The sequence below is a fragment of the Methylobacterium sp. CM6241 genome, assembly GCF_054817845.1.
In genome coordinates this window covers 2,594,121-2,609,018 of sequence record NZ_CM139246.1, presented here as the reverse complement: position 1 = coordinate 2,609,018, position 14,898 = coordinate 2,594,121, and the positions used below count along the sequence as shown (strand labels likewise).

12 protein-coding genes are annotated in these 14,898 nt (G+C 66.3%); 2 read left to right on the top strand and 10 right to left on the bottom strand.

The annotated features are described in order from the left end of the window. Positions 1 to 42: 42 nt before the first annotated feature. From ACYQR9_RS12090 to gor, 3 genes are all read right to left on the bottom strand, one after another. Positions 43 to 342, bottom strand: a complete 300-nt coding sequence (locus tag ACYQR9_RS12090) for an RNA polymerase sigma factor region1.1 domain-containing protein (RefSeq protein WP_056430260.1) — start codon at positions 340 to 342, stop codon at positions 43 to 45. A 42-nt stretch (positions 343 to 384) separates the two neighbouring features. After that, entirely contained in the window at positions 385 to 2,721 is a 2,337-nt protein-coding gene (locus ACYQR9_RS12085) for an FdhF/YdeP family oxidoreductase (RefSeq protein WP_461229792.1), read from the bottom strand. Positions 2,722 to 2,805: 84 nt separating this feature from the next. After that, positions 2,806 to 4,191 carry a glutathione-disulfide reductase gene (gor, locus tag ACYQR9_RS12080; RefSeq protein ID WP_207410634.1) on the bottom strand — a complete coding sequence of 462 codons (1,386 nt, stop codon included), beginning with the start codon at positions 4,189 to 4,191 and terminating at the stop codon, positions 2,806 to 2,808. Between the two features lie 397 nt (positions 4,192 to 4,588). Between gor and ACYQR9_RS12075 the strand changes: the two genes are divergently transcribed. Beyond that, positions 4,589 to 4,975: a hypothetical protein gene (locus ACYQR9_RS12075; protein WP_056430254.1), complete on the top strand. Its 387-nt coding sequence runs from the start codon at positions 4,589 to 4,591 to the stop codon at positions 4,973 to 4,975. 50 nt (positions 4,976 to 5,025) lie between these two features. Continuing rightward, positions 5,026 to 5,661: a general stress protein gene (locus ACYQR9_RS12070; protein ID WP_207410635.1), complete on the top strand. Its 636-nt coding sequence runs from the start codon at positions 5,026 to 5,028 to the stop codon at positions 5,659 to 5,661. 80 nt (positions 5,662 to 5,741) lie between these two features. On the opposite strand, the gene rpmG is transcribed toward ACYQR9_RS12070, so the two are convergent. The 7 genes from rpmG to ACYQR9_RS12035 form a co-directional block, all read right to left on the bottom strand. Continuing rightward, positions 5,742 to 5,909, bottom strand: coding sequence for a 50S ribosomal protein L33 (gene rpmG / locus ACYQR9_RS12065; protein WP_056255359.1), 168 nt, complete (start codon positions 5,907 to 5,909; stop codon positions 5,742 to 5,744). A 99-nt stretch (positions 5,910 to 6,008) separates the two neighbouring features. Continuing rightward, positions 6,009 to 7,190 (bottom strand): MFS transporter, encoded by a 1,182-nt coding sequence (locus ACYQR9_RS12060; protein WP_461226400.1) that lies wholly within the window; start codon positions 7,188 to 7,190, stop codon positions 6,009 to 6,011. A 125-nt stretch (positions 7,191 to 7,315) separates the two neighbouring features. Then, a complete protein-coding gene (locus ACYQR9_RS12055; protein ID WP_461226398.1) occupies positions 7,316 to 8,647 on the bottom strand; it encodes an efflux RND transporter periplasmic adaptor subunit in 1,332 nt (443 codons plus the stop codon). Next, complete coding sequence (locus tag ACYQR9_RS12050) at positions 8,644 to 11,871, bottom strand: efflux RND transporter permease subunit (RefSeq protein ID WP_461226396.1); 3,228 nt, start codon at positions 11,869 to 11,871, stop codon at positions 8,644 to 8,646. Before ACYQR9_RS12050 ends, ACYQR9_RS12055 begins: the two co-directional genes overlap by 4 nt. Positions 11,872 to 12,030: 159 nt before the next feature. After that, on the bottom strand, positions 12,031 to 13,128 hold the full coding sequence (locus tag ACYQR9_RS12045) for a M48 family metallopeptidase (RefSeq protein ID WP_461226394.1): 1,098 nt from the start codon (positions 13,126 to 13,128) through the stop codon (positions 12,031 to 12,033). Beyond that, on the bottom strand, positions 13,128 to 14,420 hold the full coding sequence (locus tag ACYQR9_RS12040) for a YjgN family protein (RefSeq protein ID WP_461226392.1): 1,293 nt from the start codon (positions 14,418 to 14,420) through the stop codon (positions 13,128 to 13,130). Before ACYQR9_RS12040 ends, ACYQR9_RS12045 begins: the two co-directional genes overlap by 1 nt. 249 nt (positions 14,421 to 14,669) lie before the next feature. Beyond that, positions 14,670 to 14,894 (bottom strand): YbdD/YjiX family protein, encoded by a 225-nt coding sequence (locus ACYQR9_RS12035; RefSeq protein WP_461224671.1) that lies wholly within the window; start codon positions 14,892 to 14,894, stop codon positions 14,670 to 14,672. Positions 14,895 to 14,898: the final 4 nt, after the last annotated feature.

Below are 14,898 nucleotides of genomic sequence, written 5' to 3'. Positions count from 1 at the left end.
CAAGACGCCGCGCGCTCGGCGGGATGCCCGGAGAGGAGGTTGCTACTCGCCCTCCCCGTCCTCTACGGCGATGCCATGCTCCGACAGGATCCAGAAGATCGCTTCGAGATCCTCGGCCGTCACGTCGCGCGGAGGTAAGGCCTCCTCCAGATCCTCGTAGGTCAGGCGGCGCGCACGCTGCGCTTCGGCCTTGGCGAGAAGACGGTCCACCGTCTCGCGCATATCCTCCGGCAGGGCATCGTGGCTCGGCAGGCGACGCTCGACGTCCGGAAACAGCGCCTGTTCCAGCATTCGGTCGATGATCGCCTGGCGCCGGTCATGCGCATCGTCGTTCTGTGCCATGTCCCGTTATGGAGCGCGGAAGCCGCTCGAAACAAGTGAGCGTTATATCACCGACCTCCGGGCGCCGGAGGACGCGACGACCTCAACCCTGGGGGTCGAGGCCGAGCGGGCGATGGTCACCGGGATCGCCTTGGCGGCCGGCGTCTTCGATTGCTCGTCATGGTGCCAGAGCGGGATGAGCGGATTGAGCTCCGGGTAGTAGCCCGCGCAATTCCCTGGCGGGATGTTGTAGGCCACGATGCGAAGCCCCTTCACCGAACGGACCCTATCGTCGGCGACCGTCGTCACATCGACGATCTGGGCATCGGCGAAGCCGAGCCGGGCGATATCGGCGGCATTCATGAACAATACCATCCGGGTGCCCTTCACGCCGCGGAATCGGTCGTCGTAGCCGTAGACGGTGGTGTTGAACTGGTCGTTCGAGCGCAACGTGATGAGGTCGAGAGCCTCGGCGCTCCGCAGCGGCATGTCGGGATCGGCCTCGATTCCCTCGGGAACCGTGAAATTGGCCTTGCCGGTCTCCGTCTCCCAGCGGCGTTCGCGGGCGGCCAGGGGCTTGTGGATGCCGCCCGGCTCGAACATCCGGCCTTCGAGATTGTGGAACACCGAGGGGTAAGTCGTCTCCATGGCCCCGCGAATGCGGGAATAGTCACCGACCCATGCGTCCCAAGGAACGTTCGGGTTTGGCTCCAGGGTCGCCTTGGCGATCTCGGCGACGATCCACGGCTCGGAGCGGACCTGTTCGCTCACCGGATTGGTCTTGCCCCGCGAACCGTGGAAACACGAGGTCGAGCTCTCCATCGAGACCGCCTGCGAACCGCTCGCCTGGGTGTCGATTTCGATCCGGCCGAGGCAGGGCAGGATATAGGCGACCTCACCGTTGATGAGGTGCGAGCGGTTGAGCTTGGTCGAGATCTGCACGGTGAGGCGCATGCCCGGCCACGCCTCTTCCATCCGCACCGTCTCGGGCACCGCTCGAACGAAGTTGCCGCCGAGGCTGACGAAGGCCTTCACATCCCCGGAGACGATGCCCTCGCAGGCCTCCACGGTGTTGAGGCCCTTCTCGCGCGGCGGCTCGAAACCGTATTGCTCCTTCAGCATGTCCAGCGGCGCGAGTTCCGGCTTCTCGGTGATCCCCACCGTGCGTTGGCCCTGGACGTTGGAATGGCCCCGAACCGGAGAGGGCCCGGCGCCCTTCCGCCCGATATTCCCGCGCAGGAGGAGGAGATTCACGAGCATCTGCACGGATTCCGTGCCCTTGCGATGCTGGGTCAATCCCATGCCATAGACGCCGATGACGGCACGCGCGCGGGCATATACGGTGGCCGCCGCCTCGATGGCGGCGCGGGTCAGGCCCGACCGGCCTTCGAGGGCTGACCAATCCTGTGACTCGCAATAGGCCGCGAAGGCGTCGAACCCATGGGTGTGCTCGTCGATGAAGCTCCGGTCGAGGATGCCGGGGCGTCCGACGCTCAGCGCCTCACGGTCGGCGGCGATGAGCGCCTTGCACATCCCGGTGATCGCCGCGAGATCGCCGCCGGCCTTGACCTGATGGTACTGGGTCGAGATCTCGGTGGCGTGGCCTGTCGCCATCTCCACCACCGATTGCGGGTTGGTGAACCGCTCCAGCCCGCGCTCACGCAGGGGGTTGAAGGTGATGATCGGAACCCGGCGTTTGCGGGCCTCCTGCAACTGATGCAGCATCCGGGGGGCGTTCGAGCCGACATTCTGGCCGAAGAACAGGATCAGGTCGGTCGCCTCGAAATCGTCCAGCACCACCGTTCCCACGGGGACGCCGATCGATGCCTTCAGCCCGACGGAGGTCGGCTCGTGGCACATGTTGGACGAGTCGGGCAGGTTGTTGTTGCCGTACAGCCGGGCGAAGAGCCCGTAGATGTAGGACGTCTCCAGCGAGGCGCGGCCCGACGTGTAGAACACCACCGATTTCGGATCGAGGGCGCGCAATTCCCGGCCGATCGCCGCCGTTGCCTCGTCCCACGAGACCGGCACGTAACGATCGCTCGTTGCGTCGTAGCGCATCGGATGCGTGAGCCGGCCCTGCTCCTCCAGGGCGTAATCCGTCCAGCCGCGGAGTTCCGTCACCGTGTGCTTGGCGAAGAAGTCGGGTCCGCAGCGCTTGGCTGTCTGCTCCCAGGCCGTCGCCTTCGCGCCGTTCTCGCAATACTCGAACGTCAGCGGCTTGGCGGGCTTGGCCCAGGCGCAGGACACGCACATGAAGCCGTCCGGCTTGTTCTGCTTCATCAGCAGCGCCGCGCCGGAGACGGGAATCTCTTCCCGCAGAAGAATCTCGGTGAGGGATTGCGCCGAGCCCCAGCCGCCGGCCGGCCCGTGATAGGCCTCGATCTTCGGCTCCGCCATCTTGTCGGTCATTCGCTGGGCCTTTGCCGATGAATCGGTTCAGAGCCCAACGGCAGCGCCGAGTGCCTGTTCCGGGGTGCGGCTCTAACCCACTCCTTCCGGCCGCTTGGTCACGGCGGGCACCCGCATGGTGACGAGTTCCTCGCCTGCCGTGGGATGAACCGCGATGGTCCTGTCGAAATCGGCCTTCGTCGCTCCCATCGTCACCGCGATGGCGACGGCCTGGATGATCTCGCCGGCATCGTGGCCGACGATATGGACGCCGAGCACCCGGTCGCTGGCGCAATCCACGATGATCTTCATCAGGACACGCTCGGCGCTGCCGGACAGCGTCGCCTTCATCGGGCGGAAGCTCGACTTGTAGACATCGATAGTCTCGAACCGCTCGCGCGCCTGCTCCTCGGTGAGGCCGACGGTGCCGATCTCGGGCGTCGAGAACACGGCGGTGGCGATGAGTTCGTGGTTCACCGCCCACGGCCTGCCGCCGAATACGGTGTCGGCGAAGGCATGGCCCTCGCGGATGGCGATGGGCGTCAGGGCGGCGCGGTTGGTGACGTCGCCCACCGCGTAGATCGAGGGCACGCATGTCTGCGAGAAGGCGTCCACCGGGATCGCACCGCTCTCGTCGGTCTCGATCCCCACGGCCTCCAGGCCGAGGCCGGTGACCGCCGGCCTGCGCCCGGTGGCGACGAGGACCTGATCGACCTCGAGGACGCTGCCGTCGCCGAGAGTCGCGGCAATGCCGCCCTCACCCCGTTCGAGGCGCTCCACCGTCTGGTTGAGCCGAAGATCCAGGCGCTTCTCATAAGCGAGGCCGAGAGCGTCGCGGACCTCGTCGTCGAACCCGCGCAGCAGTCGGTCGCCCCGGTGCAGCAGGGTCGTGCGCGAACCGAGATGCGCGAAGACGCTGGCGAACTCGACCGCGATATAGCCGCCCCCGATGACCAGGATCCGCTTCGGCAGGGTCTCGAGTTCGAAGACCTCGTTGGAGGTGATGCCGAGATCGCCGCCGGGAATGACCGGCACCTTCACCGGATACGCGCCCACCGCCACGAGGATGTACTTCGCCCGCACACGGCGACCCGAGCCGACGAGGCGGATCGTATGCGCGTCCTCGATGACGGCCCGTTCGGGAATGATCGTGACGTTCATCCGTTCGAGGTTGGTGTCGTAGATCGATTCGAGGCGCGAGACCTCGGCGTCCCGGCGCGCTTTCAGCACGCTCCAATCGAAATGCGGCTCACTCACCGACCAGCCGAAACCGGCCGCGTCCTCGAACTCGTCGGCGAAGCGCCCGGCATAGACCATCAGCTTCTTCGGGACGCAGCCGCGGATCACGCAGGTGCCGCCGATCCGGTACTCTTCGGCGAGACTCACCCTGGCGCCGTAGCCGGCGGCGATGCGTGCTGCGCGCACGCCCCCCGAGCCACCACCGATGACGAACAGATCGACGTCGAATTCGTCGGTCATGGCAGGCTCCTCACAGCGACGGATGCAGGTTCGGCGATCCTGGTGGAACGCGGGGCTGGTTCTGTCCGCTCTATCGCAGGAACACGATGCCCGTCATCGCCGCGCGGCGAAATTCAACGCTGCCGCTTCGGTTCGTCACTGAGGGCATGGATCGGGCCGGTCGAGATCGGCCGTCCAGAGACTGGTGACAGCTTCTCCCCGAGCAAGCGAAGGTGCTGTCGTAATTTCATGGAACAATAATCTAGCCAACGAAATGGAACAGGTGCGGGAGAGGGCGAATAGAAAAATCAATTTTCCTTCGAGATAAAGCCACGCTTCATGATGATGCGTTGCGACATCTCGACGGAACGCTTTCGCTTCCTTCCGGATTGAATAGGTCCGATCGAGGGAGAATAACATGCGACATCAGCTGGCTACACTCGCGTTTGTGGCACTTCTAGGCTCGGGCACGGCCTATGCTCAGACCACCGTGACCGGCAAGCCCGCCACGGATGCCGAGACCAGCGCCAAGTCCGGCGGCCAAGAATCCGTGACGCGCCCGAACACCGACAAGCCCGATGCGAAGAACCCCGCCACCACCCAGGCGGCGACCAACGCCAAGCTGGAAGAAGGCGCGAACAGCTTCACCGAGGGCCAGACCCGGAGCCGCCTCGAACAGGCCGGCTACAAGGACGTCAAGGAACTCAAGAAGGACGACAAGGGCATCTGGCGCGGGGCGGCAACGCTCAACGGGAAGCCTGTCACCGTCGGCGTCGACTTCAAGGGCAACGTCGCTGCTCAGTAGCGACATCTCGGACGTCGCAGACTTGTCGATACAGTGAGAGGAACGATCCCATGGCAAACCAGACCATTACCGCACTCTACGATTCCTATGACGATGCCAGCAAGGCCGTCGCCAAGCTCGAAGCCTCGGGCATCAGCCACAGCGACATCAGCATTGTCAGCAGCAACGAGAACGACCGGCATGCCGGACGTGTAGCGACCGGCGATCATACCCGCACCGACACCGCCGAGACGGCGTCGACCGGTGCCGGGACGGGCGCCGGCGTCGGTACGCTCCTCGGCGGCGCGGCCGGCCTCCTGACGGGCCTCGGCCTGCTGGCGATCCCCGGTGTCGGTCCCGTCGTGGCCGCCGGTTGGCTCGTGACGACACTCGCTGGTGCCGGCATCGGTGCCGCGGCCGGCGGTCTCGTCGGCGGCTTGACCGGCGCCGGTCTGAGCGAAGCCGATGCGCATACCTACAGCGAAGGCGTGCGTCGCGGCGGTACCCTCGTGACCGTCAAGGCCGACGATGCCCGCGCGTCGCTGGTGATGGACGTTCTCGAGGAGCACGGCTCGGTGAACGTGACCGAGCGCGCAGAGGGTTGGAAGGCCGAAGGCTGGACCGCGCCGAGCGCCACGCCGTCCGAGACCACCACGGTCCCGGGCAACCGTACCGGCGTGCGCTCCTACCCCACCGCCTCGCTCTAACCGAGACGACCCATCCACGAACGGAAAAAGCCGCCCCGAAAGGGCGGCTTTTTCATGCCGTCTCTAAGGGGAGACGAAGCTTACTTGATCTTGGTTTCTTTGAAGTCGACATGCTTGCGCACGACGGGGTCGTACTTCTTCATGGACAGTTTCTCGGTCTGCGTCCGGGAATTCTTCTTCGTGACGTAGAAGTAGCCCGTATCGGCGGTCGAGATGAGCTTGATCTTGACGGTGACGGCCTTGGCCATGGCGCGGTGCTCCTGAAGGTTGCGGCATTCCGCTTGAGCGAAACGCAAAATGGCCGGCACGGACCGGCTGAATTCCGCGCGGTCATTGCCTCATCGGGCTCACTTCGTCAAGGCCGAGGCGGTTTTCCGAAGCCGCCACAGGACGAGGCCGGCATAGGCGACGAGCACGCCGCACATGGCATGGGCAAAGCCCTGAGGGGGCATCAGGTCCATGCCGCCGCCGATGATCGGAGGCCCCACCATCAGGCCGACATTGTAGAAAATCAGGAAGGCCGCATTCGCGCCAGCGAGTTCGGCCCCGCGCACGCTGGCCCCGAGATGGGCCAGACCGACCGTGTAGAGCGTGCCGGTCAGGCCGCCCCAGATCAGCAGTAGGATGGCGAGCCAGAAAGGGGATGCCGACGCCGCCGGGATCAAAGCCGCGCCGATCGCACCACCCAGGGCCGAGGCGAGGAGGAGGCGGCGACGGTCGAACCTATCGGCCAGGAGACCGAAGGGAATCTGGAACAGGACGTGGCCGAGAGCGAGCATGCTGACGAGCCCGGCGGCGCTCTCCGCATCGAGCCCGATCCGCAGGCCATAGAGAGGCAGGATGGCGAATCCCCCGGTCTCGACGGCACCGTAGACGAGGGCCGCGAAGATAGCGGCGGGGGCCAGCCGGACATAGCCGAGCACACCGCGACTACCGGACCCTTCGATCTCGGGGGAGAGACCGCGCGCCAGAGCGATGGGCACGGTGCCGAGCAGGAACAGGGCGGCGCCCGCGCAATACGGCGCGTAGCCCTGGGTGCCGATGAGGACGAGGAGCGTCGGACCCACCGCGAAGCCGAGGGCCAGGACCGTCGCGTAGATGCCCATGACGAGGCCGCGCCGGGCCGGGGGCGCGACCTCGTTGATCCAGAACTCGGACAGGACGAAGAGCACGCCCAGCGTCGCCGAAAAGACGAAGCGGAGGGGGAACCACCAACGGATATCGTGGAGCAGCTTGAACCCGATGAGGGAGGCCGCGCCGATGAAGATCGCGAGAATGAGAAGCCGTACGACGCCGATCCGGGCGGCCAGACGCGGCACGAACGGCACGGTGACGATGCTGGCGAGACCCGCCAGGGCCGTATTGATGCCGATGACCGTGCTCGACACGCCCATGCGCTCCATCTCGAGGGAGAGGAGCGGGATCGACAGGCTGAGGCCGATGCCGACCACCGCAACACAGGTGATCGCGGCGCTCATCGCCGCCACATGAGCGCGATCGAGAGTGTTCGAGGCGGGGCGGTCGAGCATGATCGTGGGGCGTTCCGGGGGAGGCGCGAGCGGGCGCACCGAACGGTGAGGCTCTACGCCATCATCCCCCTTCCACGGAACCTGCCGGACGGCTGGGCTGGGCTGCGCCCCCGGGCCAGCCGGTGCTATCGCGCCGCCGATTTCAGGGGCTTTCCCTCCTGCTTGGGTGCCTGGCGCTCCATCCTCTGCCCATCGCGCAGGTCGACGGGCGGGCTCAGGACGATCTGCTCGCCCCCGTCCAATCCCTGGTCGATCTCGATGGTGGTGCCGAGATCACGCTGGATATGGACGCCGCGCCATTCCACCGTGCCGTCGTCGCGGGAGATCGCGACCTGGGTGCCGCGCTGATTGAAGACGAGGCCTTCGGCCGGGATGACCGTGTTCTTCGCCGTCCGCGGCACCTTCAGCGTCACGTAGACGTAAAGGCCGGGCCGCAGGCTGCCGCCGCGGTTGGGAACGTCCACCTGCGTGGTCAGGGTTCGGGACGAGGTCAGCAGGGCGACGGAGCTCCGCTCGACCTTGCCGGAGAAGGTCCGGTCCGGGATCTGCGGCACCTTGATCGTGGCGGCGACGCCCGGACTCACCCCGACGGCGAGATTCTGGGGCACGTTGACGACCACGCGCAGGACGTCGTCCCGGTCCATGGACAGCAGGGCGGTGCCGGTGCCGTCCGCCTGGACGAGATCGCCGACATCGACGCTGCGGGCGGTCACGACACCCTCGAAGGGGGCGATCACGTCCTTGAAGCCGGTCAGTGCCTTCAGGCGGTCCACGGTGGCGCGCTGCGCCTTGATGTTGGCCTCGGCCACTTTCACCCCCGCTTCCGCCGAGGCGAGGCTCGCGCCCTGGCTCAGGACGCTGGCCTGGGAATTGTCCGCGTTCTGCTTCGAGGCCCAGCCCTGCACGGCGAGGGTCGAGGTGCGGCTGTTGGTGGCGGTGGCGAGATTCACGTTGGCCTTCGCCTGATCGACCATGGCCCTGGCCTGGAGCAGCTGGGCTTCGAGTTGGCCGACCTGCGCCTGGGCCTGCGCCTGCTGCTGGTCGAGATCGGGGGCGGCGATGCGGATGAGGATGTCGCCCTGCTTGACCCGCGTGCCGATATCGACCCTGCGCTCTGCGATGTAGCCGGTGGCACGGGCGAAGAGGGACGCCCTGGCGAAGGCGTCGGTCTGTCCGGGCAGGGTGATGTCGATGGGCTGGTCGGCCCGCTCCACCGCGATGGTCCGTAGCTTCGGCACGAACTCCCTCGCCTTGCGCTGCGTCTCTTGCGCCGCGGCGGCCTTCTGCCAATGGCCGTAACCGCCCCAGCCGAGCAGGCCGACGGCAATGAGCCCGGCGACGAGGAACGGCCCCTTCCCCGGCGGCGGCGGGATCTCCGCCGGGCCTCGCCCCGATTCATGAACCGTCACCGTTTCGGTCTCGCCATCGGTCGCGTCACCAGGGCTGTTCCCGCTCATGCGTAATCCTGAAGCGGCTTGACCTCGCCCCGCCTGAGGAGGGTGTAGAGGAAGGGCACGAAGAGCAAGGTCGATGGCGTGCCGATGGCGATACCGCCCATGACGGCGCGGGCGAGGGCCGCGTTCTGTTCGCCGCCCTCCCCCGTCCCAAGGGCCATCGGGATCAACCCGAGGAACATCGCGCCTGCCGTCATCAGCACCGGCCGCAGCCGGGTCTCGCCCGCCAGGAGCGCGGCTTCGGTGGCGCTGCAGCCGGTGGCCTCCCGGTGCTCCTTGGCGAAGGTGACGAGGAGGATGGAATTGGCGGAAGCGATGCCCACCGACATGATCGCCCCGAACAGCGACGGGATCGAGAAGGTCGTGCCGGTGATGAACAGGCTGGCCACGATTCCGCAGAAGGCGAGCGGGAGCGCCGCCAGCACCACGAGCGGGTCGCCCCAAGACTGGAAGTTCACCGCCATCAGCAAGTAGACCGCCACCAGGGCGATGGAGAGGCCGATTCCCATGCGGAAGAAGGCCGATTGCATGTTCTCGATCTGCCCGCGCACGGTGATCTTGTCGGGGGCCGGAAGGGCCTTCTGTTCCTCCTCGACGATTCGGCGGATGTCTTTCGCCACCGAACCGAGATCGGAATCCTGCACCGCCGCGTAGATATTGAAAGTCGGCTGCGTGTTGACGTGGTTGATCACCGTCTGCGACCCCTCGCGGCGCATGGTCGAGACGCTGGAAAGCAGCGTCAGCACGCCCGGCGCATCGGAATTGCCGCTGACGAGGAGCGGGGTGTTCTGGATCGCCGTGAGGCTGTCGTTGCGATATTCCGGGGTCTGCACCCAGAGCTGGTAGGGGATGCCGGTCTTCGGGTCGGTCCAGAAATTCGGTGTCACCTGGAAGGAGCCCGACAGGGAGACGTTGAGGCCCTGCGCGATCTGCTGCTCGGTGAGGCCGAGCTCGGAGGCGAGGCGTCGGTCGACATCGACGAAGAATTGCGGCGTGCCGACGATCTGGTGGAGATGCACGTCCACCGCCCCACGCGTCTCCTTGAGGCGACGGACGATGTTCTGCGCGGCGGCGAGGTCCTTGGCGGTGTTGCGGCCCGAGACCTGGATGTCGATCTGCGCCAGCGTTCCGAAATTGAGGATCTGCGTGATGATGTCGGACGGCTGGAAATAGACGATCAGGTCGGGGAAGCGCTCGCGCAACACCTCGCGCAATCGCTTGGTGTAGCCGGCGACCGAGCCGTGGCCTTCTTTCAGGTTGATGAGCATCTGCCCGTCGTTGTTGGCGACGAACGACCCGTCCGAGAAGGCGAAATTGTAGTTGTTCGCAGGCAGGCCGAGATTGTCGAGAACCTGGTCGATCTCGCCCTCGGGGATGACCTCTCGGACGACGGCCTGGACTTCGGCGAAGGTCTGCACCGCCGTCTCGATGCGCATGCCCGGCCGGGTGCGCAGATGCAGCGTCATCTGGCTCGATTCGACCTGCGGGAAGTAATCCTGGCCGACGAAGCCGAACAGGCCTGCCGTGCCCGCGAAGATCACCGCCACGGCGGCCAGCGTGACGACGCGGTGGCGCAGGACCACGTGGAGCAGGCCGAGATAGCTGCGGTGGAAGCGGGCGAACCGGGCTTCGAATCCCTGGCGGAACCAGCCCGCGAGGCGGAAGATCGGTCCGAACAGCCATCCCAGCGCACGGGCGACGCGGCCCCGACGCGGAGCCTGCCCGCCCTTGCCGTGATGCTCCTCGTATTCCCGCGCCACGAGCACGTCGATCAGCACCGGCACCAGGGTGCGGGACAGGACGTAGGAGGTCAGCATCGCGAAGACGACGGCGAGTGCCTGGGGCGTGAACAGGTATTTCGGCGTGTCCGTGAGGGCGAAGACCGAGACGAAGGCGGCGCAGATCGAGAGCGTCGAGATCAGCGCGGGTTTGGCGATGCCGGCCGCGCCCTCCACCACCGATTTTCGGAACGGCTCGCCCTCCTCGAACAGCCGGTAGGTGTTCTCGATGGCCACCGTTGCGTCGTCGACGAGGATGCCCACCGCCAAGGCGAGACCGCCAAGCGTCATGACGTTGATGGTCTCGCCCAACGCCGTGAGGAGTGCGAGCGAGGTCAGGATCGAGAGCGGGATCGAGACGAGCACCACGATGGTGGAGCGCCATGAGCCGAGGAACAGCAGGATCGTCAGGCCGGTCAGCGCGGCGGCGATGACCGCCTCGTGGATGACGCCTTCGATAGCGGCGGAGACGAAGACCGATTGGTCGAACAATTCGCGCAGGGCCATTCCCTCTGGGGCGGCGGCGCGGATGTCTGGCAGAGCCTTCTTCACGTTGTTGACGACGTCGAGGGTCGAGGCGGTACCGTTCTTGAAGATGCGCATCAGCACCGAGTTCAGGCCGTCGGCCCGCACGATGTTCACCTGCGGCGGGCCGCCGTCGCGGACATTGGCGACGTCGCGCACCAGCACAGGCTGTCCGCCGACCACCCGGATCGGCACCTGATTGAGCGCTTCGATGGCGTCCGGCGTGGCGTTGAGCTGGATCGGGTATTGCTGCTCGCCGATCTTGGCGAGACCGGAGGGCACGGTGAGATTCTGCGCCGTCATGGCGTTGGTGACGTCGAGCGCCGTCAGGCCCAGAGCGCGCAGGGCCTGAAGGTCGAGATCGACCATGATCTGGCGCGGCGTGCCGCCGAAGGGCGAGGGCAGCGTCGAGCCCGGCACCTGGGTCAGGCGCTGGCGGATGCGGTACTGGGCGTAATCGTAGACCTTGGTCAGGCTCTCGCTGGTGGAGGAGAGCGAAAGCTGGATCACCGGGACGGAGGAGGCCGAGAACCGCAGGACGATGGGCGGCTGCACGCCCGGCGGCATGGTCGAACGGATCGAGTTCATCGCCGAGACGGTCTGGGCGATGGCGAGATCGATGCTCACCGATTGGTCGAAATACACTTTCTGGATCGCCGTGCCCTGCAGTGTCGTCGATTCCATCCGAGCGATGTTGTTGACGTTGTTCGAAAGCGAGAACTCCGCATAGGTCGTGATGCGACGCTCCATCTCGGAGGTCGAAAGGCCCGTATAGGTCCACACCACCACGACCACCGGGATGTCCACGGTGGGCAGCACGTCCTTTGGTGCCACGATCACCGAGGCCGCGCCGCCAAGCATCATCAGCACGGCGAGCACGTAGATCGTGATGCGAAACTTCAGAGCATACTGGACGAGGCCCATACGGTATCCGCGCAAACCTGTTCGGGCTGGTGTACCACGTTCGTCGCATGCCACGAGGTCATCTGTAGACGTGACGCCGCGACGCAATCGGCGGACCGGAGCGGAAATTTTGTTTCCGGATGTAACTCGCGCACTGACAGGCCCGGCACGGTCACGCGCCTATTTCGCGGGTTTGGCCGGCACGTTGCGGCAGATGCCCTTGAGCGTCGCCCATGCGGTCTCGTCGAGAATGCGCCGGCCGCCCGTTTCCGTGCCCGCTATCGCGCGGATGCGGTTGGCGCGCTCCTTCGTGAAGGGATGGCTGCGGAGCAGGCTCGCGAACTCGGCCTTCTCGTCGTCCTTGGCGATGCGTTCGAGGATCGTCGCCAGCGCCGTGGCATCCCCGCCCGACCGGCGCATGACCTCCACCGAATAGGTATCCGCTGCGTTCTCGGCCTCGCGGGAATAGCCGGCCGAGATGGCGGCTTGGCCTACCGCGACGAGGATCGTGGAGCCGGTCAGGTCGCCCAGCACGAGACTGAGGAGGAACGAGCTTCCGCTCGCCGCCAGCAGAGCCCGCATCGGGTCGCGCGCGGCGACATGCCCGAATTCGTGAGCCAGCACGCCGGCAAACTCGTCGGGCGTGCGGGACTGATCGATGAGGTCCGACAGCACGACGACCCGCCCGCCGGGAAGGGTTAGGGCATTGGCGATGGCGTGTCGCCTGACCGTGATCGCCGGATCGACCGGCAGGCCGCCATCCGCCGTCATCCGCTCGATCAGGCGGTCGAGGACGGCTCGCGCCGGGGCATCGTCGCAGACCGGCGGGTCGCCGAGAATCTTGCCGATCTGCCCGTCCACGGCGCCGCCGAGCCGCGCTTCGATCGCTGCCGGGATGACGGGTGCCAGACGCACCGCGATGGCCGGGACGCCGTAGATCGCCAGACCGATCACCGAGATCCCGGCCGCGATCGACCACAGGACGAGACGCAGCCGACCGCCCGAGGTGGAGGGGTCGGATCGGTACAGGTCCGGACAGCGATCCTTCAGCGCGGCGGCCAGGGCCTCGTCGGTGAACTCGACCCGCTCGGCACGTCCCGCCGGGCCGACCCGCATGAGCGGGGCGGCCGTGTCGCCGGCCGCGAGGTCGGCGAGTGTCCAGGCGAGGCGCAGATCGCGCCCGGTGATCTCCAGGCTGTCCTCGAGGATCAGGGTCACGGGATGGGCCCTGGCGCTCAAGCCATCGTAATACGTGCCGTGGACCGCAGTTGCCGGCACTAGAACCCCACTTCGAGTGCGCCGCCGACATCGAGCGCGTCGGCGAGGCCCTCGTTGAAGCCGCTGCCCACGCGCCGGCTCGACGCGAGCACGGCATCCAGGCCGCCGGCATTCTCGACCACAGTGGTGGTGGCGACCGCCGCCCAGAGCCGCGCGGTGATGACCCGGACGTAGAGCACCGCGAAGAACAGCGCGCCGCCGAGATAGCCGAGCACCATGCCGAGGAAGAGCATCCAGTGGAATCCGCTCTCCATCCCCAGGGCCTGCAGGAGCAGGCCACCGCCGCCGATGACGAGCCCGAGGATCAGGACGAAGCCGATCACGGAGAGAAGGTAGACGAAGTAGGGCCAGTAGAACTGGCGGGCCTTCAGGGTGGACGAAAGGCGCGCGGAGCCGAGGCTGGCCGCGTTCATGAAGAGCCGCGTCTCCCGCGCCCGGTAGAAGGGGATGAGCAGGAGCCCGAGGGGAAACGTGATGCCGAGCGTGCTGAGGAAGAGCACCCCGAACGTGGCGATGGGCGTGCCGTCGTAATCGCTGTTGAACTCCGTCTCGCCGGGTTTGCCCCCCTCCTTGGGGACGAACAGGTCGTCGGGAATGTTGAAATCGGTAGCCACGAAGAAGGCGATCAGCGCGGCGGCGATGGGAAGGAGCACCACCACGTAGAATGCTAGCCAGGGAAGCAGCAGCGAGCGCCCGCGCGCGGTCGATTCCATCCGGCTCGACCCGATCAGGGTGTGATTGATCCGGTACCGCTCGAGGCTCGCCCGCATGAAGGGGAAGGCGAGGCCGAGGGTCACGAGCGTCAGCAGCGACCAGCCGATGGCCATCAGCGCGTAGGTGATCGCCGATCCGTCCTGGCCGAGGCGGATACCACGCCACAGGGTGCGCGAGGCGCGGTAGCGCCGGCCGCGATAGACCGCGAACTGGCCGAGGACGAAGAGGATGAGGAAGGACAGGACGCTGCCGAAGGCCGCGAGCCAGGGCGCCGAGATCGTCGCGACGAAGATCAGGACGTAGACGGGGATCAGGATGGCGATGGCGACGAGGAAGCCGAGGAACAGTTCCTTGCCGGTCCCGGAATACTCGGCCGGGCTGCCGTCGACGACGGTCCGGTTCCAGAAGTAGCGCCGCAATTCGGTGACGTACCAGAACCGGTAGATGCCGAAGGTGACGAGGGACAGGAGGAAGCCACGGACGGCGATGCCGGTGAGGCCCTTGAGTGTCCTGTCGAAGGTGATCGCGCCGGAGCGGTCCATCCCGGATCGCGTCTCGGTCATTGGCGGCTGCGACATGAGACCTCCTCTCTCGGGAGGCGACATATAAGCGTATCGTCCCAGATGAGGCCACCCGCCGATACGACTTTAGATCGGTATGCTCTTGCGCCGATGAAGTATGGGGCTGCCGACGTCGTTAAGAAGCCCAGTTCCGGTCTTGGAATTTCAATTCCGAGACCGGAGCCCGAAACGTCTTCGTCGCATGATCGCGATAGAGAGGATGATCTGTCTCGCCGAAGGGGGCGTCACCGAAGGCGATAGACTGGATCAGCAGCAGCGGAATCCATTCCGGTTACCCACACCGAACCGGGCATTCTCCCTGTTTCGGTAGAATTCCCGCTCGCTCATCGGCTCCTGATCGGTATGGGTCCGGCGAATATGGGCGGCATAGGCCTCGTAATCGCCCTGCCCCACCATCAGGCGGGCGCCGTCGCAGACGCATTTCGAGAAGGTCTTCAGCCGATCCCGCAGTTCCGTCGACGACAGCGCCATATCG